We start from the raw sequence: 23,316 nt of genomic DNA, 5'->3' as shown, positions 1-23,316 counted from the left end.
GCACATGCTGCGCCAGGTCACGCCGGGGCGCTACGACGCCTACGAGGCGCTCCTGCGCGCGCTCGCGACCCCCTCCTCGGGCCGGCTCTGGATGCTGCTGTGGCACGGCCAGGCCGGCTCCCCGGACGCCCAGTACGGAAACATGGAGGTGGACGGGCACGGCTACGCCCCCTGTGTCACCTCCGCCCAGGAGCTCAGCGCGAGTGGCTGGAACCGGTCGTACGAGGTGGTCGACGGGCTGGACGTGGCCCGCACCCTCTACCCCGACCACTACGGCCTCTGGCTGAACCCGCACGCCCCCGGCGGCGGCGTCGGCATCCCGTGGCTGGACCTGCGCCGTATCGCCACCGGGCTGGAGCGCCAGCCCGCGGGGCCGCTGCGGCTGTCCGAGCCCGGCATCGAGATCCCGCAGTTCTACGCCCTGCTGGCGCAGAACGCCCATCGCACGCCGGCGGTCCGTACGCTGCGCCGCGCCTGGGTGCAGCCGGCGCTGGGCGCGCCGTACCTGGCCATCGGGCTCGACGTGTACGACTCCTCCCCGCAGGCCGTGGACGCCGTACGGGCGATGATGCAGCAGTCCATCGGCGCCGTGCCGGACGGGCTGCCGGTGTCGACGGTCGCCATGACCGACGAGTACGACCCCGTCGTGATGTGGATGCGCGCCACCGCCCGGCCCTTCTACGACCGCGAGGCGCACGCACCCGCGTCGGCCCAGGCTCCCGCCGGCGGCTACGGCTATCCGCCCACCGGACGTTACTGACAGCCGTGGACGGTCTCACCGTGAGGTGGGAACGGACTTCTTCGCGCGTAGATGACAACGATTAGTGCGGGTTATTACCGATCTGTCCTAATTGGCCCCCGTCCGGGGGCCGTTACCCGCCGTCCGGATAACGGAACCCCACTACCCGGATCACGTTTACGCATCCATTCACTGCCAAGTCTGGCTACAGATCGCCAAACCGTTGAAGACTCCGGCGTCAGGGGACTTATCCCCTGCGTATTACGGACTGATCACGCCGCTACAGCGGCAAGTGCGGGCCGGCTACCGCCGGTTGAGAGGGGTCCCTGCCAGATGACGGCACCATTGCACGAGCCGACCGCGGAAGCGGCCCCGAGCGCGGCCGAGGAAGCGGCGGTCGCCACCAGCGGCGCCAAGGCCGTTCAGGGTCGTTCCCTGGGCCGGATCGCCTGGGAGCGCCTCAAGCGGGACAAGCTCGCCCTGACGGGCGGTGTCGTGGTGCTCCTCCTCGTCGTGGTCGCGCTGCTGGCGCCGGTCATCACGGGGCTTCTGGGGCAGGACCCGAACGAGTACCACGAGAACCTCATCGACCCGCTGTTCGGCACGCCCACGGGCTCCCTGGGCGGCCTCAGCGGGGACCACCTGCTCGGTGTCGAGCCGGTCAACGGCCGCGACATCTTCGCCCGCATCCTCTACGGCGCCCGGATCTCCCTCCTGGTGGGCTTCCTGTCCGCCGTGGTGGCCGTGATCCTCGGAACCGTGCTGGGCATCCTCGCCGGATTCTTCGGCGGCTGGGTCGACTCCCTGATCAGCCGGGTGATGGACGGTCTGCTCGCCTTCCCGCAGCTGCTGTTCATCATCGCGCTGGTCTCCGTCATGCCGAACAACATGCTGGGACTCACCGGTTCGAGCGTGCGCGTCTTCGTGATGATCCTGGTCATCGGCTTCTTCGGCTGGCCCTACATCGGACGTGTGGTGCGCGGCCAGACGCTCTCGCTGCGTGAGCGCGAGTACGTCGAGGCCGCCCGATCGCTGGGCGCGGGGCGGATGTACATCCTGTTCAAGGAACTGCTGCCCAATCTGGTCGCCCCGATCGTCGTGTACACGACGATGATGATCCCCACCAACATCCTCACCGAGGCGGCGCTGAGCTTCCTGGGCGTCGGCGTCAAGCCGCCCACCGCCTCGTGGGGACAGATGCTCTCCAGCGCGATCGACTACTACGAGTCCGACCCCATGTACATGGTGGTCCCGGGTGTGGCGATCTTCATCACCGTGCTCGCCTTCAACCTCTTCGGTGACGGCATCCGGGACGCGCTGGACCCGAAGGCCTCCCGCTGATCCGCCCCCACGGGGACCAGCGACACAGCGAGCCGCAGAACAGCCGAGAACACGGCACCCCAACCGTCCCGTGGCCTTCACACGGGGTATCTCTCATCTATCCGGAGGATCCGAGATCGTGACTACCCAACGCACCTCAGGGCGGCGGAAGCAGGCGCTTGCCGCTACTGCCGCGGTCGCCGCGCTGCTGACCACGGCGGCGTGCGGCGGCGGTGGAGACGACGGCGACAAGGGCTCGAGCTCCGGTGCCGCCGGCTTCGACGCCGCGAACAACAAGGTCGCCCAGGCCTCTGCCGCCAAGAAGGGCGGCACGCTGAAGTTCGGTGCCGCGCAGGACGCCGACTCGTGGGACACCACGCGTGGCTACTACGGCATGATGTGGAACTTCGCCCGCTACTACAGCCGCCAGCTCGTCACGAACAAGGCCGAGCCGGGCGCCGCGGGCGCCGAGGTCACTCCGGACCTCGCCACGGCGACCGCGAAGGTCACGGACGACGGCAAGACCTACACGTACACCCTGCGTGACGGCGTCACGTGGGAGGACGGCAAGCCGATCACGTCCAAGGACGTGAAGTACGGCATCGAGCGCGTCTGGGCGCAGGACGTGCTGTCCGGCGGTCCGACGTACCTGAAGGACGTGCTCGACCCCAAGGGCGCCTACAAGGGTCCCTACAAGGACACCTCGGCGGACAAGCTGGGTCTGAAGGCGATAGACACGCCCGACGACAAGACCATCGTCTTCCACCTCCCGCAGGCCAACTCGGACTTCGAGGAGATGCTGGCCCTGGTCTCGGCCTCGCCGGTCCGCCAGGACATGGACACCAAGGCCAAGTACGGCCTGAAGCCGTTCTCCTCGGGCCCGTACAAGTTCGCGTCCTACTCCCCGGGCAAGGACCTCAAGCTGGTCCGCAACACCTCCTGGAAGCAGGCCTCGGACCCGATCCGCAAGGCCTACCCGGACGAGATCACCATCAAGTTCTTCTCGGACGCCAACCAGCTCGACCAGCGTCTGCTGAGCGGTGACCTGGACCTCGACCTGAACCAGACCGGCATGTCGCCGCAGGGCCGCACCACCGCCCTGAAGCAGCACAAGGGCAACCTGGACAACCCGGTCTCCGGCTACGTCCGCTACGCGGTCTTCCCGCAGAGCGTCGCGCCGTTCAACAACATCGAGTGCCGCAAGGCCGTCATCCTCGGCGCCGACCACGTGTCGCTCCAGACCGCCCGCGGCGGTCCGGTCGCCGGCGGCGACATCGGCACCAACATGCTCCCGCCGTCCGTCCCGGGCGCCGAGGGCCAGAAGTACGACCCGTACGAGATCTCCGGCGCCAACAAGAGCGGCAACGAGGCCAAGGCCAAGGAGGCCCTGAAGGCCTGCGGTCAGCCGAACGGCTTCAAGACCACCATCGCGGTGCGTAACAACAAGCCGGTCGAGGTGGCCACCGCCCAGTCCCTCCAGGCGTCGCTGAAGAAGATCGGCATCACCGCCGAGATCGACCAGTACGACGGCTCGCAGACCGCCGGCATCATCGGCAGCCCCTCGAACGTGAAGAAGAAGGGCTACGGCATCATCATCATGGGCTGGGGTCCGGACTTCCCGTCCGTCCAGGGCTTCGGTCTGCCGCTGTGGAGCAGCAAGTACATCGCTCAGAGCGGTAACAACAACTACGCGCTCATCAACGACAAGACGATCGACGGCCTGTTCTCGTCGTACGTCACCACGCTGGACGACGCCGGCAAGACCAAGATCGCCACGGAGATCAACCACAAGGTGATGGAGGGTGCGTACTACCTGCCCTTCGTCTTCGAGCGGTTCATCAACTGGCGCTCGGACAACCTGGCGAACGTCTACACCACCGACGGTTACAGCGGTCAGTACGACTTCGTCAACCTCGGTCTGAAGAACCCGAAGAAGTAGTCCCGGCACACCCGCCGAACGGCACGAAAGGCAGGTGAAGGCCGGCGCGGCGGATCCGCGGGTCACTGGACACAATCCGGTGGCCCGCGGTCCGCGGCGGGCCGAGAGCTGTGCTCGCTTACCTCATCAGGCGGCTGTTCGCCGCCGCAGTGATGCTCGTGGTCATCGTCATGGTGGTCTTCGGCATCTTCTTCCTCATCCCCAAGTGGGCTGGCGTAGACATCGCCTTGAGCTTCGTGGGCAAGCAGGCCGACCCTGCCGCCGTCGAGGGTGTGCGCGAGAAGCTGGGCCTGGGCGACCCGATCTACGCCCAGGTCTGGGAGTTCTTCAAGGGCATCTTCGCCGGACGGACCTACACGGGCGGTGGCGACTCCATCCACTGCGCCGCCCCGTGCTTCGGTTACTCCTTCCGCAGTGAGCAGGCCGTCTGGCCGGTGCTGACCGACCGCTTCCCGGTGACCCTGGCGCTCGCGCTCGGTGCCGCCGTGCTGTGGCTGATCCTCGGTGTCTCGGCCGGTGTGCTCTCCGCGCTCAAGCGGGGCAGCATGTGGGACCGCGGCGCGATGGTGATCGCGCTCTCGGGTGTCTCCCTCCCGATCTACTTCACCGGCATGGTCGCCCTGTCGATCTTCGTGTACGGACTGGACCTGTTCGACGGGCAGTTCGTACCCCTGGACGAGAGTTTCACCGGCTGGTTCGGCGGGATGATCCTGCCCTGGGTCACCCTCGCGTTCCTGTACGCGGCCATGTACGCCCGCATCACCCGGGCCACCATGCTGGAGATCCTCGGCGAGGACTACATCCGCACCGCCCGCGCCAAGGGCCTCAAGGAGCAGACCGTCATCGGCAAGCACGCCATGCGCTCCACGATGACCCCGCTGCTGACCATGCTCGGCATGGACCTGGGCGCCCTCATCGGCGGCGCGATCCTGACCGAGACGGCGTTCAACCTGCCCGGCCTCGGCCAGGCGGTGCTGAACGCCATCAAGAACCAGGACCTGCCCGTCATCCTGGGCGTCACCCTGATCACTTCTCTGGCGGTGCTCGTCGCCAACCTCGTGGTGGACATTATGTACGCCGTGATCGACCCCCGAGTGAGGCTCGCATGACCGAACTCAGCAAGAGCGGAGCGGCCGTGGGCGAGCCCACCCCCGCTTCGCCCGCGCCGACTTCCTTCCTCGAGGTCCGCGACCTCAAGGTGCACTTCCCGACCGACGACGGTCTGGTCAAGTCGGTCGACGGGCTCAGCTTCCAGCTGGAGAAGGGCAAGACCCTCGGCATCGTGGGCGAGTCCGGATCCGGCAAGTCGGTGACCTCGCTCGGCATCATGGGCCTGCACACCGCCGGCCAGTACGGCAAGCGCAAGGCGCAGATCTCCGGCGAGATCTGGCTGGACGGCACCGAGCTGCTGTCCGCCGACCCGGACCACGTGCGCAAGTTGCGCGGCCGTGAGATGGCGATGATCTTCCAGGATCCGCTGTCGGCGCTGCACCCGTACTACACGATCGGTCAGCAGATCGTGGAGGCCTACCGGATCCACCACGACGTCGACAAGAAGACCGCCAAGCGCCGTGCGGTCGAGATGCTCGACCGGGTGGGCATCCCGCAGCCGGACAAGCGGATCGACAGCTACCCGCACGAGTTCTCCGGCGGTATGCGCCAGCGCGCGATGATCGCGATGTCGCTGGTCAACAACCCGGAGCTGCTGATCGCGGACGAGCCGACGACCGCCTTGGACGTCACCGTCCAGGCGCAGATCCTCGACCTCATCCGCGACCTCCAGAAGGAGTTCGGCTCCGCGGTCATCGTCATCACCCACGACCTGGGCGTCGTCGCCGAACTGGCCGACGACATCCTGGTGATGTACGGCGGCCGTTGCGTCGAGCGCGGCCCGGCCGACAAGGTGTTCTACGAGCCCCGGCACCCCTACACCTGGGGTCTGCTCGGCTCGATGCCGCGTCTGGACCGTGAGCAGCAGGAGCGCCTGATCCCGGTCAAGGGCTCCCCGCCCTCGCTGATCAACATCCCGTCCGGCTGCGCCTTCAACCCGCGCTGCCCGTACGCGGACCTGCCGAAGGACAACGTCACCCGCACCGTCCGGCCCGAGCTGGCCGAGGTCGGCAGTCGCCACTGGGCCGCCTGCCACCTGGGCACGGAGCAGCGGGAGCGTATCTGGACCGAAGAGATTGCGCCGAAGCTGTGAGTGACGACGAGAAAGCGGTGAAGATCCCCGCGCAGGCCGACGCCCCCGAGGCGAAGGGCGCGACCCTCACCAAGGACGCCGCCCCCGGCGAGGTCCTGCTGAAGGTGACCGGGCTCCAGAAGCACTTCCCGATCAAGAAGGGCCTGCTCCAGCGGCAGGTCGGGGCGGTGCACGCGGTCGACGGCATCGACTTCGAGGTCCGCTCCGGCGAGACCCTCGGCGTCGTGGGCGAGTCCGGCTGCGGCAAGTCCACGATGGGCCGGCTGATCACCCGGCTGCTCGAACCGACCGCCGGCAAGGTCGAGTTCCAGGGCAAGGACATCACGCACCTCGGGGTGAGCGGCATGCGTCCGCTGCGCCGCGACGTGCAGATGATCTTCCAGGACCCGTACTCGTCGCTGAACCCGCGCCACACCATCGGCACGATCGTCGGCGCTCCCTTCAAGCTCCAGGGCGTCGAGCCCGAGGGCGGCATCAAGAAGGAAGTGCAGCGGCTGCTGTCGGTCGTGGGTCTCAACCCCGAGCACTACAACCGCTACCCGCACGAGTTCTCCGGCGGCCAGCGGCAGCGCATCGGCATCGCCCGCGCGCTCGCGCTGAACCCGCGGCTGGTCGTGGCGGACGAGCCGGTCTCGGCCCTGGACGTGTCGATCCAGGCCCAGGTCGTCAACCTGCTGGACGACCTTCAGGAAGAGCTCGGCCTGACGTACGTGATCATCGCGCACGACCTGTCGGTGGTCCGGCACGTCTCGGACCGCATCGCGGTGATGTACCTCGGCAAGATCGTGGAGCTGGCCGACCGCGACCTGCTCTACAAGTCGCCGATGCACCCGTACACCAAGGCGCTGATGTCGGCGGTGCCGATCCCGGACCCGCGCCGCAAGAACGCCAAGAGCGAGCGGATCCTGCTCAAGGGCGACGTGCCCTCGCCGATCTCGCCGCCGAGCGGCTGCCGCTTCCACACCCGGTGCTGGAAGGCGACGCAGATCTGCACGACCAAGGAGCCGGCGCTCGTCGAGCTGCGGCCCGGCCAGCAGGTCGCCTGCCACCACCCGGAGAACTTCGCGGACCAGGCGCCGCAGGACACCGTCCTGCTGACCGTCGCGAAGGAGGCGGCGGAGCTGGTGGCCGACGAGGTGCTCGCGGAGTCGGCGGAGACGTCGGCGGCGGTGGCGGCGGAGGTGGCCGCGGAAGCGGCCGCCGCCGAGGCTGCCGCGAGCGCGGAGCCGGCCGAGGCTGCTGAGCCCGCCGAGGCTACGGTGCCCGCCGAGGCCACGGAGCCCGCCGAGGCCACGGAGCCCGCCGAGGCCCCCGCGGCCGAGGCCACCGGGGACGCCGAGCCGGTCGCCGAGGCCGCCTCGGAGACCTCCGGCGACGACGCCTCAGGCGACGCCACGGGCGACGCTTCGGCCAAGGAGAAGTAAGTAACACCGAGCCCCCGCCTTGCAATGTAAGGCGGGGGCTTCGTGTTGGGTGAGAATGTAGGGGTGCTCCAGCAAATATTCAGCCCCTCCGTCCAGCACACGCTCGACCTGATCGGCATTTTCGTCTTCGCCATCTCGGGCGCGCTGCTGGCCGTCCGCAAGAACTTCGACGTGTTCGGCATCGCCATGCTCGCCGAGGTCACCGCGCTGGGCGGCGGGGTCTTCCGCGACCTCGTCATCGGGGCCGTGCCGCCGGCCGCCTTCACGGACCTGGGGTACTTCCTCACCCCGCTGCTGGCCGCTCTCCTGGTCGTCTTCCTCCACCCGCAGGTGGAGCGGATCCAGCAGGGGGTCAACGTCTTCGACGCCGCGGGCCTCGGCCTGTTCTGCGTCACCGGGACCACCAAGGCCTACGACTACGGCCTCGGCCTCACCGCGGCGGCCGCGCTGGGCGTCGCCACGGCCGTCGGCGGCGGTGTGCTGCGCGATGTGCTGGCCAACGAGGTGCCCTCGCTGCTGCGCTGGGACCGCGACCTCTACGCCGTCCCGGCGATCGTCGGCGCCACCGTGGTGGTGCTCTGCATCCGCTACGACGTGCTCACCCCGCTGGCCAGCGGCTCGGCCGCGGTCACCGCCTTCGCGCTGCGGCTTCTCGCGATGCGGTTCCACTGGCGAGCGCCGCGTGCTTGGAACCGGCGCTCGACGGTCCGTGAGGAGTAGTTCTGCGGCCCGCGCCGGTCACCCAGTGCTGGTCCAGCTGCGTCGTCAGCCAGCGGAACGCCGGCACGACCTGCGGCCGCCACAGCCCCATGGTGTGGCCGCCCGCGCTGCTCGGGATGTAGACGACGTGCACGGTGGTCGGCGCCTTCGCCGCCTCCCGCATCGCCAGGGCCTCCTCGTAGCCGTCCTTCGGCTGACCGGACATGTAGAGGGCCACGGCAGGCGGAACGGCGGCCTTGCGCAGCAGCAGGTACGGGTTGTTGGCCCGGCGCAGCGCGGGGTTCTGCGCGGTGAGGGAGTCGGGCTGGCTCATGGGGTCGCTGTATCCGGACAGGCTCACCGCGGCCCGGTAGCGGTCGGGATGGGCGATGGCGAGTTTCGTCGCGCAGTGCGCCCCCGCCGAGTACCCGGCGACCGCCCAGCCCTGGGGCGCGGGCTGGGCCCGGAAGTTGTCCTTGATCATCTTCGGTACGTCGATACTGAGCCAGGTGTCGGCGTTGACGGTGCCCGGGACGTTGGCGCAGCCGGTGTCCACCCCCGGCAGCAGAGTGGTGCGCGGCGTGACGAGGATGAACGGTGCGACCTTGCCCTCGCGCATCAGCGGGGCCAGTTGCTCATGCACCTTAAGCGTCCCGTACCAGGACTTCGCGGAGCCCGGGTAACCCGGCAACAGCTCCACCACGGGGAAGGAGCGGTGTGCGTAGGCGGGCTCGGCGTACTGCGGGGGCAGCCAGACGTAGACCTCGGCGTTGATGCCCGAGACCTGGCCCTTGAGCTGGGTGACGCGCACCCCGCCGGCGGCGCGCATGGCCGGTCCCTCGGCCTGCGTGAACTTCTGCCGGACCTTGGGCAGCCGGTCCAGCGCGATCCCGCCGGTGCCGTCGGCGCCCAGGTCGGCGGCCTGCCGCACATGGGTGCCGGTGCCCAGCAGGTCGCCCCAGGTGTCGTACAGGCCGTTGGCGTTGTTGACCACGACGAAGACCAGGGCGACGGCCGTGCTCTGCGCGAACAGCAGCATCACCACCCGGGCCGCCGCGCGCAGGACCCGCGGCCCGCGCAGGCGCGACCACATCAGCAGCGGCAGCGCCACGGCGACGACGGACAGCGCGATCAGGGTGTAGAGGAACGGAGTCCCGGTGAGGCTCATGCCTTTGCAGAGGGAAAACGGGGCGTCGAGGTTACGGACGAGTTCGGACACTTACCGAGAAATTGCCGACCGCTCACCCGATCCGGCCGTGCGGGGGTGCAGTTCGGCCATCCGGCCGGAATCAACCAAAGCTACCGCTTAGTAATCAGCTGTTGTACGGTTCAGCCATGCCAGAAGCAGCTACCGCGGCAGCCGAGCGGGCCTCCACCGCCCTCGTCACGGCCTCGACCGGCGACAGCGAGTTCGACCGCGACACCGCGCTCACCCGACGAGCGCCCGGCGTCTACGACATCGACCTCTCGGCCGGCTGGACGATCATCAGCGCCGTCAACGGCGGCTACCTCCTCGCCGTCCTCGGCCGCGCCCTCGGGGACGCCCTCCCGCACCGCGACCCGTTCACGATCTCGGCGCACTACCTCACGGCGTCCCAGCCCGGCCCCGCGGTCGTCCGCACGGACGTCGTCCGCACCGGCCGCACCCTGTCGACCGGGCAGGCCTCGCTCTTCCAGTACGACGAGAACGGCGCCGAGGTCGAGCGCATCCGCGTCCTCGCCTCCTACGGCGATCTGGACAGCCTGCCGGACGACGTCCGCACGACGGCGAAGCCGCCCACGATCCCGCCGATGGACCAGTGCTTCGGTCCCGAGGACGGACCGGCGCCCGTCGACGGCAGCTCCGCCATCGCCGACCGTCTGATGCTCAAGCTGGATCCGTCGACCCTCGGCTGGGCGCTCGGACAGCCCTCCGGCAAGGGCGAGATGCGGGCCTGGTTCGGCCTGAAGGACGGCCGCGACCCCGACCCGCTCTCCCTCCTCCTCGCGGTGGACGCCCTGCCGCCCACCGCCTTCGAGATCGGTCTGCGCGGCTGGGTCCCGACGGTGGAGCTGACGGTGCACGTCCGCTGCCGTCCGGCGCCCGGCCCGCTGCGCGTCTCCATCACCACCCGCAACCTCGCCGGCGGCTTCCTCGAGGAGGACGCCGAGGTCTGGGACAGTGCCGACCGACTGGTCGCGCAGTCACGGCAGTTGGCGCGGGCCAGGCTCGGCTGACGGATGCCGCCCCCGCGGTGCGGGCCGTTTCCGTCACGGAGCTGTACCAGCGCACCGACCGGGCACCTGACGTGAACTCCCAGGTGGGCAAGGTGCCTTGGGGTGCGCTTTACCTGGTTGACAGGCGGGGGACAGACGAGGCTCAAGGAAGCCCTAAGCGCCGTTGGTTGAGTTCCGGCCTCAGGTCCTCCTCATCCTCCTGGAGCTGTTCCTCATGAAGCGTGCGCTGATGCCCGTCCGTCTCGTCCCCGCGGTGGCGCTGCTGGCGCTCTCGCCCCTCGCCCTGGTGGCCTGCGGCTCGGGTGACTCCTCCTCGTCGAACGGCGGAACGTCCGCCCGGCAGTCCTGCCGGCCGCCGTCCGGCAACGCCTCGGGGATGCCGGACGGCGCTCCGTCGGGCGCGCCGACCGGCGCCGCGTCGGGGCAGCCGTCGGGCGCCCCGACCGGCACGCCGACCGGTTTCCCGTCGGGCATGCCGAGCGGCGGGCCCGGCGGCGGTGGTCAGGGTGGCCCCGGAGGCGGCGGGGGCGGCGGCTGCGGCGGTCCGGGCGGAGGCCAGGGGCAGCAGGCTCAGCAGCAGGGCTGACGGGCGGTTCGACCACAGGGGCGGCGCACTCGGCGACGGGTGCGCCGCCCCTGTGCCGTGCGGGCGCGCGGTGCGCCGCCGCGGGGTGTCATCCCAGCCAGTGGTGGCGACCGATGCTGATGAGCCGCATCTGCCGGGCAGCGAGCAGGCTGATCCGCTCCTGGTCCTCCGGCGAGGCCTCGAGCGCCTCCAGGAACAGCGAGGCGGTGATGAGCATCTGGTCGACATAGAGGTGCGAGAGCATCAGCAGGTCGTCGTCGCTCCAGCCCTCGGCCTCCGCGTCCTTGGCCAGTTCGGTCCTCACCTCCTCGGCGAACCGGGCCAGTTGCTCCCGGATCGCTTCCCGCACCGGCTGAACTCCGCCATGTCGCTCACGGGCGATGAAACGGACGTGAGCGGGGTACGCGTTCACGTGACCGGCGATCAACTCGACAGCGCGCGCGATGCGTTCCTCGCTCGTGTCGGCCGTGGTCACGGTGGTGCGGATCATCGGGTGCAGGCTGCCCAGCGCCTCCTCGACCAGGGCGACACCCAGATCCGCGGTGGAGCGGAAGTGCCGGTAGAAGGCGGTCGGGGCGACCCCGACGGCGCGGGTGACCTCGCGCAGGCCCAGGCTGCTCAGGCTCTGCTCCTCCAGCAGCGCCAACGCCGCGTCCAGGAGCGCCTGCCGGGTCTTCTGCTTCTGGGCCTGCCGGATGCCGAGGGTGTGACTCATATCATCCAGTTAACAACTGTTCTCTGGAATTGGAAAGCCGAAGTGCACGTTAGACTCAAAAGTCAGTGAACAAGTGTAACTACAACTGTTCACCCAAACTTTACGGAGGGGGATCCGATCCCATGCTGTTCCTCGTCGCCGCACTGCTGCTGTTCGGCCTCGTCATGGGCACCGTGGCCCACGCGCCGTTCACCTTCACCCTGGTCGCCGCCGCCGTGATCGCCGCCTGGCTCGGCGTGTTCGCGCTCCGCGAGCGCCACGGCCGCCGCCGGCACACCTCGACCCACTGACCGTCGCACATCCGTCCACAGGAGCTGACCCGTCATGCAACTCACCGCACCGGCCACCCGCCGCACCGGCATCCGGGACACCGACGGCATGGCCGTCGCGTCCTTCGTCCTGGGCCTGCTGGGCCTGCTCGTCCTCAACGTCTTCCTCGGCCCGATCGCCATCATCCTGGCGGCCGTCGCCCTCTGGCGCGGCACGGCCCGCCGCGGCCGCGCCTACCTGGGTCTGGCCCTGGGCATCGCCGACCTCGTGGTCCTGGTGGCGTTCATGCAGGCCGACTCGACGATCTCCTGGAGCTTCTGACCGCGAGGGCTCACCTGGCAACGAGGCGTGCCGGCCCACCCCCGTAGACTCGGGGTCACCATGGCATACCTCGACCACGCCGCGACCACGCCGATGCTCCCCGAGGCGGTCGAGGCACTCACCGCGCACCTGGGCATCACCGGCAACGCCTCCTCCCTCCATGCAGCCGGCCGGCAGGCCCGCCGCACGGTGGAGGAAGCCCGGGAGACCCTCGCGGAAGCGCTCGGCGCCCGCCCCAGCGAGGTCGTCCTCACCTCCGGGGGCACCGAGGCCGACAACCTCGCGGTGAAGGGCCTGTACTGGTCCCGCCGCGACACGGACCCGGCCCGCACCCGCGTCCTGGCCAGTCCCGTCGAGCACCACGCGGTCCTCGACGCCGTGCACTGGCTGGGCGAGCACGAGGGCGCCACGGTCGAGTATCTGCCGGTCGACTCCTACGGGCGGGTCCATCCCGAGGCGCTCCGCGAAGCCATCGCCCGTGACCCGGACGACGTGGCCCTGGCTACCGTCATGTGGGCCAACAACGAGATCGGCACGATCCTGCCGGTTCGTGAACTGGCCGACGTGGCCGCCGAGTTCGGCGTCCCGCTGCACGCCGACGCGGTCCAGGCGGTCGGTCAGATCCCCGTCGACTTCGCCGCCTCCGGGCTTGCCGCGATGACCGTTTCCGGCCACAAGATCGGCGGGCCGTACGGTATCGGCGCCCTTCTCCTCGGCCGCGAGTACACCCCCGTGCCCGTGTTGCACGGCGGCGGTCAGGAGCGTCATGTCCGCTCCGGCACCCTCGACGTCCCCGCCATCGCCTCCTTCGCGGTCGCCGGACGACTCGCCGCCGAGCAGCGCGAGTGGTTCGCCCGCGAGATCGGCGCCCTGCGCGACGCACTGATCGACGCGGTCCGTACGGCCGTCCCGGACGCGATCCTCGGCGGGGACCCGGTGGACCGGCTCCCCGCCAACGCCCACTTCACCTTCCCCGGCTGCGAAGGCGACTCCCTGCTGCTCCTCCTCGACGCGCAGGGCATCGAGTGCTCCACCGGCTCGGCCTGCACCGCGGGCGTGGCCCAGCCCAGCCATGTCCTGCTCGCCACCGGCACCGACCCCGACCTGGCCCGCGGCACCCTGCGTTTCTCCCTCGGCCACACCTCCACCGAGGCCGACGTCGAGGCGGTCGCCAAGGCCATCGGTCCGGCGGTGGAGCGGGCGCGCGCCGCCGGGCTGACCTGACGTCCGAGGGCCGCTGCCGCCGGCGCTTCCGCCGCCGGCGGCAGCCTGCCCGGGAGGCCGCGGTGAGCGTCCCGCCGGTTCCGGCTAGCCGTCCGTGACCATGAGGGACGCCATCATGCCTTCGTCCTCGTGCTGGAGCAGATGGCAGTGCAGCATGTACATGTACGTGTCGTCGGTGAAGTCGGTGAACTTCATCGCGATCTTGATGGAGCCGCCGCCGACCACCTCGAAGGTGTCGAACCAGCCGAGGTCGACGCCGGTCGGTGCCGCACCGTTGATCTCGATCACCTGGTAGGGCACGTCGTGCAGATGGAACGAGTGCTCCAGCTGCGTACTGTTCTTGATCGTCCAGACCTCCTCGGCGCCCAGCGTGGTGCTGATCATGGCCATCCCGGCCATGGTGGTGCCCGCCGAGCCGTTGATCGTCATGGTCCCGCCGGTGCCCTGGCCGAGGGTGATGGTCCGCGCGGTGAAGGAACTCGTGTCGTACCGGGTGATCGTGTTGAGTGAGCTCGGCAGGTCGGCGGGGGTGTCGGAGGCGTTCGGGGTCACGGTCAGGAAGTCGTAGGTGCCGCTTCCGCCGCGGATCCAGCCGGTGGTGACGACGGCCTGGAGGGTGACGGCGTCCTCGAGGTCGAGGACGAACTCCGCACGGGCGCCGGCCACCAGCCGGATCGTGGTCACCTCGGTCGCCTCGGCGAGGTAGCCCTGGTCGGTGGCGATCTGGGTGAGGGTCCCACCGTCGCCGCGCTGGACGGTCATGATGTCGGCGGGGGAGGCGTTGAGGACCCGGAAGCGGGTGCGCTTCTTGGTGGCGGTGAAGCCGAGGGTGGTCGAGTCGACATTGGTGCCGTTGCACAGCACCGGGTAGCTGAGGCCCGCGCCGAGGTAGCCGGCCACGTTGTACTTGATGTCGCCGCTGCTGTCGGCCGCCAGACATTGCAGGATGATCGGGATGTCGTCGACGCCGTACTCGCCGGGCAGCGCGGCCGAGACGTCCGAGTCGTCCTCGACGATGATCATGCCCGCCAGGCCGTGCACGACCTGCTCGGCCGTGGTGCCCAGGGCGTGCGGGTGGTACCAGAGGGTCTTGGCCTCGTCGAGGATCTCGAAGGTGGGCGACCAGGTCACGCCGTCCGCGAAGGCGTTCTGCGGACCGCCGTCCATCTTGGGCGGGATGTGGGCGCCGTGGAAGTGGACCGAGGTCTCGTCGCCGAGGGTGTTGGTGATGTTCAGCAGGACCGTGTCGCCCTTGGTCCACTTCATGGTCGGGCCGAGGTACGACCCGTTGTACCCGGCCGTGGTGCTGGTGACGCCGCTGATCACCTCGTTCGTCCCGGTCTTCGCGGTCAGGGTGTAGGTGGTGGTGCCCCCGGACGCGGTGCCCTCCAGCAGGTCGGGGATGTGGAGGGTGCCCGTGGCGTCGGCGGCGGCCGCCTTGGTGCTGTTGCCGCCGGTCAGCAGGGAGAAGGTCGCCCCGGCCGCTCCGACGGCGGCCAGTCCGGCCGCCCCGGCCATCCCGCCGAGGAACTTCCGCCGGTGCAGGCCCTTGCCGCCCGCGCCCTTCGGCTCCTTGGAGTGCCCGTCCGTGCCGTCCCGGCCGATTCTGGCGTGGGCGCCCCTGCTTGGCCGCTCCGCGCCCGAGGCGGGTTCTGTGGTGTGTGTCATGGCCGTGGAGCCTCGACCTGAGGGCTATGTGAAGACTGGGGCGAACCTGGGAGCGGGCCCGGGTGGCTGTGCGGGCGCCGTGAGCGACCTCGGTTGCCAACTCACTTGCAGGACTGTCGAGTTGACCGGACCGCAGGTCAAGGTCCGGGCTCGGGACACATCGGGCGGACGGGCCCCGGGGATTACGCACGATATGGCACGCGAGTGACCTGCATCACACAGGTTGACGCGTGAGCCCCGAGCCCCGAGGACGGCGGAGGGCGGAGGGCCGGCCGGGAACCGCAACAGGTCGGGGAAAAGCCGCTCCGGTCCTGCGTCACGCGGCAGCGGCGAGCGCCTTGCGCACGAGCGGCAGGTACCGGTCCCAGTCCCAGTGCTCGCCCGGGTCGGTGTGGTCGGTGCCCGGCACCTCCACATGCCCGATGACGTGCTCACGGTCGACGGGTATGTCGTATCGCCGGCAGATCGCGGCGGTCAGCCCTGCGGAGGCGGTGTACATCGCGTCGGTGAAGTCCTTCGGCCGGTCCACGAAGCCCTCGTGCTCGATGCCGACACTGCGCTCGTTGTAGGCCCGGTTGCCCGCGTGGTACGCCACGTCCAGCTCCCGGACCATCTGCGTGACATGCCCGTCCTTGCCGACGATGTAGTGCGCGGCCGCCCGGTGCCCCGGGTCCTCGAACGCCTTCACCGCGCTGCCGAGATCGCCCTGGGTGACATGGATGACGACCATGTCGATCCCGTAGTCGTCCGGCCGGTCCGCCCAGCGGAAGTTCGCCTCCGACGCCGGCATCCACCGGGCGCCCCGGAAGTCCACCGCGCCCTCCACCCGCGATCTGCGCACACCCGGCAGCCGCCAGTACAGCCGCGCCAGCTCCGCACGCGCCAGCACCCCGGTGCCGACCGCGGCCGCCACCCCGCCGATCAGCAGGGCGCGCCGCCCGATCCGCCGGTCGGAGTCGCTCTTCTTCTCCCCCATGTCCGTGCCCTTCCTCGCCCCTCGAGATCGTCAACGGATACTCGCGGGCTGCGGTTCCCGGCGACCCGTACCCTGGAAGGGTTATGACTGAGACCTCGCAGCGCTCCCGCCCCCTTCGCGTACTCGCCGCCATGTCCGGCGGAGTCGACTCCGCCGTCGCCGCCGCCCGCGCCGCCGAAGCCGGCCACGACGTGACCGGCGTCCACCTCGCGCTCTCCGCGAACCCGCAGTCGTTCCGCACCGGCGCGCGGGGCTGTTGCACCATCGAGGACTCCCGGGACGCCCGCCGCGCGGCCGACGTCATCGGCATCCCGTTCTACGTCTGGGACCTCGCCGACCGCTTCCGCGAGGACGTCGTGGACGACTTCGTCGCCGAGTACGAGGCCGGCCGCACCCCCAACCCCTGTCTTCGCTGCAACGAGAAGATCAAGTTCGCCGCGCTGCTCGACAAGGCGCTCGCCCTGGGCTTCGACGCGGTGTGCACGGGCCACTACGCGAAGGTGCTGGTCCGCGAGGACGGCACGCGCGAGCTGCACCGCGCCTCCGACATGGCCAAGGACCAGTCGTACGTCCTCGGGGTGCTGGACGACCGGCAGCTGGCGCACGCCCTGTTCCCGCTGGGGGACACCCTGACCACGAAGGACGAGATCCGCGCGGAGGCCGAGCGCCGGGGCCTGGCGGTCGCCAAGAAGCCCGACTCCCACGACATCTGCTTCATCGCCGACGGCGACACCCAGGGCTTCCTCGCGAAGCGGCTGGGCCGGGCGCAGGGCGACATCGTCGACGAGTCCGGTGCGAAGGTGGGCACCCACGAGGGCGCGTACGGCTTCACCATCGGCCAGCGCAAGGGGCTGCGCATCGGCACCCCCGCCGACGACGGCAAGCCGCGCTACGTCCTCGACATCTCCCCGGTGGACAACAAGGTGACGGTCGGCCCGGCCGCCTCCCTCGACGTCGGCGCCCTCACCGCGATCAAGCCCCGCTGGTGCGGCGCCGCCCCGGCGGGCCCCGGTACCTACACGGCCCAGCTGCGCGCCCACGGCGGCGAGACCGAGGTGACCGCCGAACTGGTCGACGGCCGCCTCGAGGTCACCTTCACGGAGCCGGTCCGCGGCGTGGCCCCGGGCCAGGCGATCGTGCTGTACGACGACACGCGCGTGGTGGGCTCGGCGACGATCGCGAGCACCGTACGGGCGGCGGCCGGGGTGGCCTGACCCCGGTCCCGTGCGGGCCGGGGCGGCCCGGCCTCAGTCCCCCTGCCCGAAGAACTCCGCCAGCACCGGCGCGAGGACGCCGGGGTCCACCATGTGGGTCTGGCCCTCGAGCGTGCGGTACGTGCCGTCCGGGACCGCGTCCGCGACGGCACGCGTGGCTTCGCACAGCCACGGCGGACTCGCCGCGCCGGCCACCGCCAGCACCGGGACGGCGATCGACGCCAGCCGCTCCCGGGGCAGCAGCCCGCCGCCCATGACGCTGTCGTCGTAGGCGAGGGTCGGCGCGACGGCCTCCATGCTCGCCCACATCGGTGACCGGCGGGCGCCCCGGATCATCTCCTCGGCCAGCCCCGTCAGCCGCAGGAACAGCTCGACGGCGTCCCCGCGCCGCCCCTGCGCGAGCGCCTCGGTCAGCCGCGCGGTGTACTCGGCACGCTCCCGCGCGCCCTCCTCGTCCAGGGCGTACGGCGTCTCGTACACGGCCACCCGCCGCACCGGCAGCCCGGCGGCCGCCGCCTCCAGCACCAGCGCGCCGCCCGACGAGATGCCGTACAGCGAGGCCTCGCCGCCCGCCGCTTCGACGAGGGCCGCCAGGTCCTCGACCTCGCGTTCCACCGCGTACGGCGTCGTGTCACCGCTCTCGCCACGCCCCCGCCGGTCGTACCGGAGCACTGTGCAGCGGTCCGCGAGCAGCCCGGCCAGGGGCGCCATGGTGCCGCCGGTGGACATCGCCCCGCTCACCAGGATGACCGCGGGGCCCTGACCGGCGCGTGCGTACGCGAGTTCGGTGCCGTCGAGGGAAACAGTCTTCTTGTCCATGCTCATGCAGACTGCCGCACGGCACGGCGGTCATCGGCCTACGACACCTCGGCTTCCGCGACTTCCACTTCGTAGAAGCAGAGATGGTTCCTGATCTCGGCGACGTCCGGCTTCGGGTCGGGATAGGCCCAGACGAGGTCCGCCGCATCCGGCAGGGACCAGTAGGAGGCCGTTCCCTTGAAGGGGCAGTAGGTGTGGGTGTCGGAGGGGGTCAGCAGGTCGAGCCGTACGTCCTCGGCGGGGATGTAGAACCGCACGGGACAGCCGGTCTCGCGCAGCGCGAGGGCCCGGTCGGTCTCGGCCAGCACGTGGCCCCCGTGGACGACCCTGAGGTGCCGGGCGTCCCGCTCGATCGTGATCGTGTGTCCGTTGGCCATACCGGAACAGCACCTGCGGGCGCCCGGTTCTTCCCGCGTACCGTGGCTCCATGCGTATCTGCGTCTTCCTCTCCGCCGCCGACCTCGACGACCGCTACACCCGCCCCGCGCGCGAGTTCGCCGAACTCCTCGGCAAGGGCGGCCACACGCTGGTGTGGGGCGGCTCCGACGTCGGTCTGATGAAGGTGGTCGCCGACGGCGTACAGGAGGCGGGCGGCCGGCTGTGCGGGGTGTCGGTCGACTTCCTCGCGGCCACCGCGCGGGCCGGGGCGGACGAGATGGTCGTCGCCCGGGACCTCGCCGAGCGCAAGCGGCTCCTCCTGGAGAAGTCCGACGCGGTGGTGATCATGGTCGGTGGGACCGGGACGCTGGACGAGGCGACCGAGATCCTCGAGCTGAAGAAGCACGGCCACACCGACAAGCCGGTCGTGCTGCTCAACACCGCGGGCTTCTACGACGGCCTCAAGGAGCAGTTCCGGCGCATGGAGGACGAGGGCTTCCTGCCCCGGCCCCTCACCGAGCTGGTGTTCTTCGCCGAGGAGCCGGTGGGCGCACTGGCCTACCTGGAGGAGAGCCAGGGCATCGGGTGATCCCCCGGTGATGCGAGCATGGCGGGCATGGCTACTCATGTGATCACCGGCGCAGGTTCCGGCATCGGCGCGGCCGTCGCCCGCCGTCTGCACGCGCGCGGGGACGAACTCGTGCTGCACGCGCGCGACGCGGGCCGCGCGAAGGAACTCGCGGCGGAGTTCCCCGGGGCCCGGACCCTGGTCGGCGACCTGGCCGACCCCGCCAAGCTGAGCTGGGCCTTCTCCCACCAGTCGCTCCCCGACCGGGTGGACTCGCTGCTGCACATCGCCGGCGTGGTCGACCTCGGCCCGGTCGGCGACCTGACCCCGAAGGCCTGGCGTCACCAGCTCGACGTCAACCTGATCGCCCCGGCCGAACTGACCCGCCACTTCCTTCCCCAGCTGCGGACCACACGCGGGCATGTGCTCTTCGTCAACTCGGGGGCGGGATTGCGGGCGAACGCCGACTGGTCCGCGTACGCGGCCTCCAAGCACGGCCTGAAGGCGCTGGCCGACGCCCTGCGCGCCGAGGAGCACGAGCACGGCGTCCGCGTCACCTCCGTCTACCCCGGCCGCACGGCAAGCCCCATGCAGGCCAAGGTCCACCGGCAGGAGGGCAAGGAGTACGACCCCGCGGAATGGATCGACCCCGAGTCGGTCGCGACGACGATCCTGATGGCGATCGACCTGCCCCGGGACGCGGAGGTCAACGATCTGACCGTGCGGCCGGGGCGGTGAGACCCCGCGCGGGGCGTGAGGGCCTTTCGCGCCTACGTAGGCTTCCCCTGTGAACGCACACTTCAGTTTCGGCCCCGCCACCGGCATCGGGTCCCTGCCCGGCGCTGACGCCCGCGAGGCCGCCAAGGCCGCCACCGGGTCCTTCGAGGACTTCCCGTTTCTCGCCGAGCTGCCGGCCCGCGGTCCCGGCGCCGACATGATCGGCCGCACCGCCGGGATGCTCGTCGAGCTGTACGCGCGTGTGGAGCCCAGCGGTTGGCGGCTCGGGGACCGGCCGGGGCGGGACACCAAACGGGCGCGGTCCTGGCTGGGGGAGGACCTGGACGCCCTGGAGGAGTTCACCCAGGGCTACGAGGGCCAGGTGAAGGTGCAGGCCGTCGGGCCCTGGACCCTCGCGGCGGCACTGGAACTGAAGAACGGCCAGGCGGTGCTCTCCGACCACGGAGCCCGCCGCGACCTCGCCGGCTCCCTCGCCGAGGGCCTGCGCCTCCACCTCGACGAGATGCGCCGCCGCCTGCCGGGCGCGCAGCTCGTGCTCCAGCTCGACGAACCCTCCCTCACCGCGGTCCTGCGCGGCCAGGTACGCACCGCCAGCGGCTACCACACCCACCGCGCCGTCGACCGGCAGGTGGTGGAGGCCACCCTGCGGGACGTCGTCGGGGTGCACGCCGGCGGCCCCGTCGTGGTCCACTCCTGCGCACCGGACGTACCGTTCGCCCTGCTGCGCCGGGCCGGCGCGGCGGCGGTCTCCTTCGACTTCTCGCTCCTCACCGAGCGTGACGACGATGCGATCGGTGAGGCGGTGGAAGGGGGCACCCGGCTGTTCGCCGGTGTCGTGCCGGGCGTGGACGCTCCATTGTCGGACCCTGCCGGTAGCGTCATGGGTGTCAGGACGCTGTGGAGCAGGCTGGGGCTGCGACCGGGGCTTCTCACCGAGGCGGTCACGCTCACGCCGTCGTGCGGTCTCGCGGGGGCTTCCCCCGCGTACGCGCGTCAGGCCCTCGCCCACTGCGTCCGGGCGGCGAGATCCCTCGCGGACAACCCAGAGTAACGGGAGGACAACACGGTGGCCGGCGACAGGCAAGCGGAGACGACGGTGCCCAGCGAGGCACGGGAGAAGCACGCGCAGCTGGCTGAGCAGATCGAGGAGCACCGCTTCCGGTACTACGTGAAGGACGCTCCCGTCATCAGCGACGCCGAGTTCGACAGGCTCCTGCGCGCCGTGGAGGCGCTGGAGGAGGAGTATCCGGAGCTGCGGACGCCCGACTCGCCGACCCAGAAGGTCGCGGGCGCATACGCCACGGAGTTCACCGCCGTCCAGCACCGCGAGCGCATGCTCTCCCTGGACAACGCCTTCGACGACCTGGAGCTCGCCGCGTGGGCCGAGCGCGTCCACAAGGACGTGGGCGCCTCCGCGTACCACTTCCTGTGCGAGCTCAAGGTCGACGGGCTCGCCGTCAACCTCACCTACGAGAACGGCCGTCTCACGCGCGCGGCGACCCGGGGCGACGGCCGCACGGGCGAGGACATCACGCCCAACGTGCGCACCATCGCGGAGATCCCCGACCGCCTCACTGGCGACGGCGTCCCGTCCCTGGTGGAGATCCGCGGCGAGGTCTACTTCCCGATGGAGAAGTTCGAGGAGCTCAACGCCCGTCTGGTCGAGGCGGGCGACAAGCCCTTCGCCAACCCCCGCAACGCGGCGGCCGGTTCACTGCGCCAGAAGGACCCCCGCGTCACCGCCTCCCGTCCGCTGCACATGGTCGTGCACGGCATCGGCGCCCTGGAGGGCTACGAGGGCCTCGGCCGGCTGTCGGAGGCCTACGACCTCCTCAAGACCTGGGGTCTGCCCACCTCCCGGCACAACAAGGTGGTCGGGGACCTCGACGGGGTACGGGCGTTCATCGCGTACTACGGCGAGAACCGGCACTCGGTGGAGCACGAGATCGACGGCGTGGTCGTCAAGCTCGACGAGATCCGCCTCCAGGGCCGGCTCGGGTCCACCGCGCGTGCACCCCGGTGGGCGATCGCCTACAAGTACGCGCCGGAGGAGGTCAACACCAAGCTGGTCAACATCCGCGTGGGTGTCGGCCGTACCGGCCGCGTGACGCCGTACGCGCAGGTGGAGCCGGTCACGGTGGCGGGCTCGGAGGTCGAGTTCGCCACCCTGCACAACCAGGAGGTCGTCAAGGCCAAGGGCGTGCTGATCGGCGACACCGTGGTGCTGCGCAAGGCCGGTGACGTGATCCCGGAGATCCTCGGCCCGGTCGTCGACCTGCGGGACGGCAGCGAGCGCGCGTTCGTGATGCCCTCCGAGTGCCCGGCGTGCGGTACGGCGCTGCGGCCGATGAAGGAGGGCGACATCGATCTGCGGTGCCCCAACGCCCGCTCCTGCCCGGCCCAGCTGCGTGAGCGCCTGTTCTATCTGGCCGGCCGCAGGGCGCTGGACATCGAGCACTTCGGCTATGTCGCCGCGGCCGCCCTCACCAATCCGCTGGAACCGGCCGACCCGCCGCTGCGGGACGAGGGCGACCTCTTCGACCTCACCATCGACCGGCTGCTGCCCATCAAGGCGTACGTCCTCGACCAGGACAGCGGTCTGCCCAAGCGAGACCCGAAGACGGGCGAGGAGAAGATCGCCACGGTTTTCGCCAACCAGCTGGGCGAGCCGAAGAAGAACGCCCTCGCCATGCTGGACAACATCGCGGCCGCCAGGGAACGCCCGCTGGCGCGCATCCTCACCGGCCTGTCGATCCGTCACGTCGGGCCGGTCGCGGCCGAGGCGCTGGCCCGCGAATTCCGTTCGATCGAGCGGATCGAGCAGGCGTCGGAGCAGGAGCTGGCGGCCACCGACGGGGTCGGTGCCATCATCGCGGCCTCGCTCAAGGAGTGGTTCGCCGAGGAGTGGCACCAGGAGATCCTGCGCAAGTGGCGGGCCGCCGGCGTCCGCATGGAGGAGGAGGGTTCCGCACAGGACGAGGGGCCTCGTCCCCTCGAAGGGCTGACGGTCGTCGTCACCGGCACCCTCGAACACTTCACCCGCGACGGCGCCAAGGACGCCCTCCAGAGCCGTGGGGCCAAGGTGACCGGATCGGTATCCAAGAAGACGTCATTCGTCGTTGTGGGTGACAGCCCCGGTTCGAAATATGACAAGGCGATGCAGCTCAAGGTGCCGGTTCTGAACGAGGACGGCTTCACCGTCCTGCTGGAACAGGGTCCTGAGGCGGCCGCCGAAGCGGCACTCCCGATCGAGGAGTAGCCAGAGTGGCGGTTGAAGGCCACCCGATCGGCGCATACC

Annotated in this window: 23 protein-coding genes; 17 read left to right on the top strand and 6 right to left on the bottom strand. The window is 70.4% G+C overall.

Annotated features, from left to right (window positions below):
- Nucleotides 1-4 precede the first annotated feature (4 nt).
- The 7 genes from OHS71_RS13360 to OHS71_RS13330 all read left to right on the top strand — a co-directional run bounded on the left by OHS71_RS13360 (nucleotide 5) and on the right by OHS71_RS13330 (nucleotide 8,345).
- Nucleotides 5-760, top strand: coding sequence for an enhanced serine sensitivity protein SseB C-terminal domain-containing protein (locus OHS71_RS13360; protein WP_328484493.1), 756 nt, complete (start codon nucleotides 5-7; stop codon nucleotides 758-760).
- Between the two features lie 312 nt (nucleotides 761-1,072).
- Complete coding sequence (locus OHS71_RS13355) at nucleotides 1,073-2,080, top strand: ABC transporter permease (protein WP_328479604.1); 1,008 nt, start codon at nucleotides 1,073-1,075, stop codon at nucleotides 2,078-2,080.
- Nucleotides 2,081-2,198: 118 nt separating this feature from the next.
- The gene (locus OHS71_RS13350) at nucleotides 2,199-3,998 is read left to right on the top strand and encodes an ABC transporter substrate-binding protein (protein ID WP_328479603.1); all 1,800 of its coding nucleotides are present in this window, start codon (nucleotides 2,199-2,201) and stop codon (nucleotides 3,996-3,998) included.
- Nucleotides 3,999-4,108: 110 nt separating this feature from the next.
- The gene (locus OHS71_RS13345) at nucleotides 4,109-5,107 is read left to right on the top strand and encodes an ABC transporter permease (RefSeq protein ID WP_328479602.1); all 999 of its coding nucleotides are present in this window, start codon (nucleotides 4,109-4,111) and stop codon (nucleotides 5,105-5,107) included.
- Nucleotides 5,104-6,201: an ABC transporter ATP-binding protein gene (locus OHS71_RS13340; RefSeq protein ID WP_328479601.1), complete on the top strand. Its 1,098-nt coding sequence runs from the start codon at nucleotides 5,104-5,106 to the stop codon at nucleotides 6,199-6,201. Before OHS71_RS13345 ends, OHS71_RS13340 begins: the two co-directional genes overlap by 4 nt.
- Nucleotides 6,198-7,625, top strand: coding sequence for an ABC transporter ATP-binding protein (locus OHS71_RS13335; RefSeq protein WP_443046927.1), 1,428 nt, complete (start codon nucleotides 6,198-6,200; stop codon nucleotides 7,623-7,625). Before OHS71_RS13340 ends, OHS71_RS13335 begins: the two co-directional genes overlap by 4 nt.
- Nucleotides 7,626-7,688: 63 nt before the next feature.
- Nucleotides 7,689-8,345 carry a trimeric intracellular cation channel family protein gene (locus OHS71_RS13330; RefSeq protein ID WP_328479600.1) on the top strand — a complete coding sequence of 219 codons (657 nt, stop codon included), beginning with the start codon at nucleotides 7,689-7,691 and terminating at the stop codon, nucleotides 8,343-8,345.
- Here the strand turns inward: OHS71_RS13330 and OHS71_RS13325 are convergent.
- A complete protein-coding gene (locus tag OHS71_RS13325; RefSeq protein ID WP_328479599.1) occupies nucleotides 8,254-9,492 on the bottom strand; it encodes an alpha/beta hydrolase in 1,239 nt (412 codons plus the stop codon). The genes OHS71_RS13330 and OHS71_RS13325 overlap by 92 nt on opposite strands.
- A 167-nt stretch (nucleotides 9,493-9,659) precedes the next feature.
- On the opposite strand from OHS71_RS13325, the gene OHS71_RS13320 reads away from it, so the two are divergent.
- Together OHS71_RS13320 and OHS71_RS13315 are read left to right on the top strand one after the other, a co-directional pair.
- A complete protein-coding gene (locus OHS71_RS13320; protein ID WP_328479598.1) occupies nucleotides 9,660-10,541 on the top strand; it encodes a thioesterase family protein in 882 nt (293 codons plus the stop codon).
- A 163-nt stretch (nucleotides 10,542-10,704) separates the two neighbouring features.
- Nucleotides 10,705-11,127, top strand: coding sequence for a hypothetical protein (locus OHS71_RS13315; RefSeq protein ID WP_328479597.1), 423 nt, complete (start codon nucleotides 10,705-10,707; stop codon nucleotides 11,125-11,127).
- Nucleotides 11,128-11,215: 88 nt separating this feature from the next.
- Here OHS71_RS13315 and OHS71_RS13310 read toward each other — a convergent pair whose 3' ends face one another.
- Complete coding sequence (locus OHS71_RS13310) at nucleotides 11,216-11,842, bottom strand: TetR family transcriptional regulator (RefSeq protein ID WP_328479596.1); 627 nt, start codon at nucleotides 11,840-11,842, stop codon at nucleotides 11,216-11,218.
- Between the two features lie 122 nt (nucleotides 11,843-11,964).
- Here OHS71_RS13310 and OHS71_RS13305 point away from each other — a divergent pair, with 122 nt between their 5' ends.
- The 3 genes from OHS71_RS13305 to OHS71_RS13295 are packed head-to-tail and all read left to right on the top strand — an operon-like array spanning nucleotide 11,965 to nucleotide 13,657.
- A complete protein-coding gene (locus OHS71_RS13305; RefSeq protein ID WP_200744280.1) occupies nucleotides 11,965-12,132 on the top strand; it encodes a hypothetical protein in 168 nt (55 codons plus the stop codon).
- Nucleotides 12,133-12,166: 34 nt separating this feature from the next.
- Nucleotides 12,167-12,433, top strand: a complete 267-nt coding sequence (locus OHS71_RS13300) for a DUF4190 domain-containing protein (RefSeq protein WP_328479595.1) — start codon at nucleotides 12,167-12,169, stop codon at nucleotides 12,431-12,433.
- 60 nt (nucleotides 12,434-12,493) lie between these two features.
- Nucleotides 12,494-13,657, top strand: a complete 1,164-nt coding sequence (locus OHS71_RS13295) for a cysteine desulfurase family protein (protein WP_328479594.1) — start codon at nucleotides 12,494-12,496, stop codon at nucleotides 13,655-13,657.
- An 84-nt stretch (nucleotides 13,658-13,741) separates the two neighbouring features.
- Here the strand turns inward: OHS71_RS13295 and OHS71_RS13290 are convergent, their stop codons facing one another.
- Nucleotides 13,742-15,325, bottom strand: coding sequence for a multicopper oxidase family protein (locus OHS71_RS13290; RefSeq protein ID WP_328479593.1), 1,584 nt, complete (start codon nucleotides 15,323-15,325; stop codon nucleotides 13,742-13,744).
- A 316-nt stretch (nucleotides 15,326-15,641) separates the two neighbouring features.
- Nucleotides 15,642-16,301 (bottom strand): N-acetylmuramoyl-L-alanine amidase, encoded by a 660-nt coding sequence (locus OHS71_RS13285; protein WP_328479592.1) that lies wholly within the window; start codon nucleotides 16,299-16,301, stop codon nucleotides 15,642-15,644.
- 83 nt (nucleotides 16,302-16,384) lie between these two features.
- On the opposite strand from OHS71_RS13285, the gene mnmA reads away from it, so the two are divergent.
- Complete coding sequence (gene mnmA / locus OHS71_RS13280) at nucleotides 16,385-17,515, top strand: tRNA 2-thiouridine(34) synthase MnmA (protein ID WP_328479591.1); 1,131 nt, start codon at nucleotides 16,385-16,387, stop codon at nucleotides 17,513-17,515.
- A gap of 33 nt (nucleotides 17,516-17,548) precedes the next feature.
- Here the strand turns inward: mnmA and OHS71_RS13275 are convergent, their stop codons facing one another.
- Together OHS71_RS13275 and OHS71_RS13270 are read right to left on the bottom strand one after the other, a co-directional pair.
- On the bottom strand, nucleotides 17,549-18,334 hold the full coding sequence (locus OHS71_RS13275; RefSeq protein WP_328479590.1) for an alpha/beta fold hydrolase: 786 nt from the start codon (nucleotides 18,332-18,334) through the stop codon (nucleotides 17,549-17,551).
- Between the two features lie 38 nt (nucleotides 18,335-18,372).
- Complete coding sequence (locus tag OHS71_RS13270; protein WP_328479589.1) at nucleotides 18,373-18,711, bottom strand: DUF427 domain-containing protein; 339 nt, start codon at nucleotides 18,709-18,711, stop codon at nucleotides 18,373-18,375.
- A gap of 50 nt (nucleotides 18,712-18,761) precedes the next feature.
- Here OHS71_RS13270 and OHS71_RS13265 point away from each other — a divergent pair, with 50 nt between their 5' ends.
- From OHS71_RS13265 to ligA, 4 genes are read left to right on the top strand one after another with little or no spacing between them, the layout of a single operon-like run.
- Nucleotides 18,762-19,301 (top strand): TIGR00730 family Rossman fold protein, encoded by a 540-nt coding sequence (locus tag OHS71_RS13265; RefSeq protein ID WP_328479588.1) that lies wholly within the window; start codon nucleotides 18,762-18,764, stop codon nucleotides 19,299-19,301.
- 18 nt (nucleotides 19,302-19,319) lie between these two features.
- Entirely contained in the window at nucleotides 19,320-20,018 is a 699-nt protein-coding gene (locus OHS71_RS13260; RefSeq protein ID WP_328479587.1) for an SDR family oxidoreductase, read from the top strand.
- A gap of 49 nt (nucleotides 20,019-20,067) precedes the next feature.
- Complete coding sequence (locus OHS71_RS13255) at nucleotides 20,068-21,069, top strand: methionine synthase (RefSeq protein WP_328479586.1); 1,002 nt, start codon at nucleotides 20,068-20,070, stop codon at nucleotides 21,067-21,069.
- A gap of 15 nt (nucleotides 21,070-21,084) precedes the next feature.
- Entirely contained in the window at nucleotides 21,085-23,277 is a 2,193-nt protein-coding gene (ligA, locus tag OHS71_RS13250) for an NAD-dependent DNA ligase LigA (RefSeq protein ID WP_328479585.1), read from the top strand.
- Nucleotides 23,278-23,316 lie beyond the last annotated feature (39 nt).

This window comes from Streptomyces sp. NBC_00377, assembly GCF_036075115.1.
Classification (GTDB): Bacteria; Actinomycetota; Actinomycetes; order Streptomycetales; family Streptomycetaceae; genus Streptomyces.
This window is presented reverse-complemented; position numbering and strand designations above follow the sequence as displayed.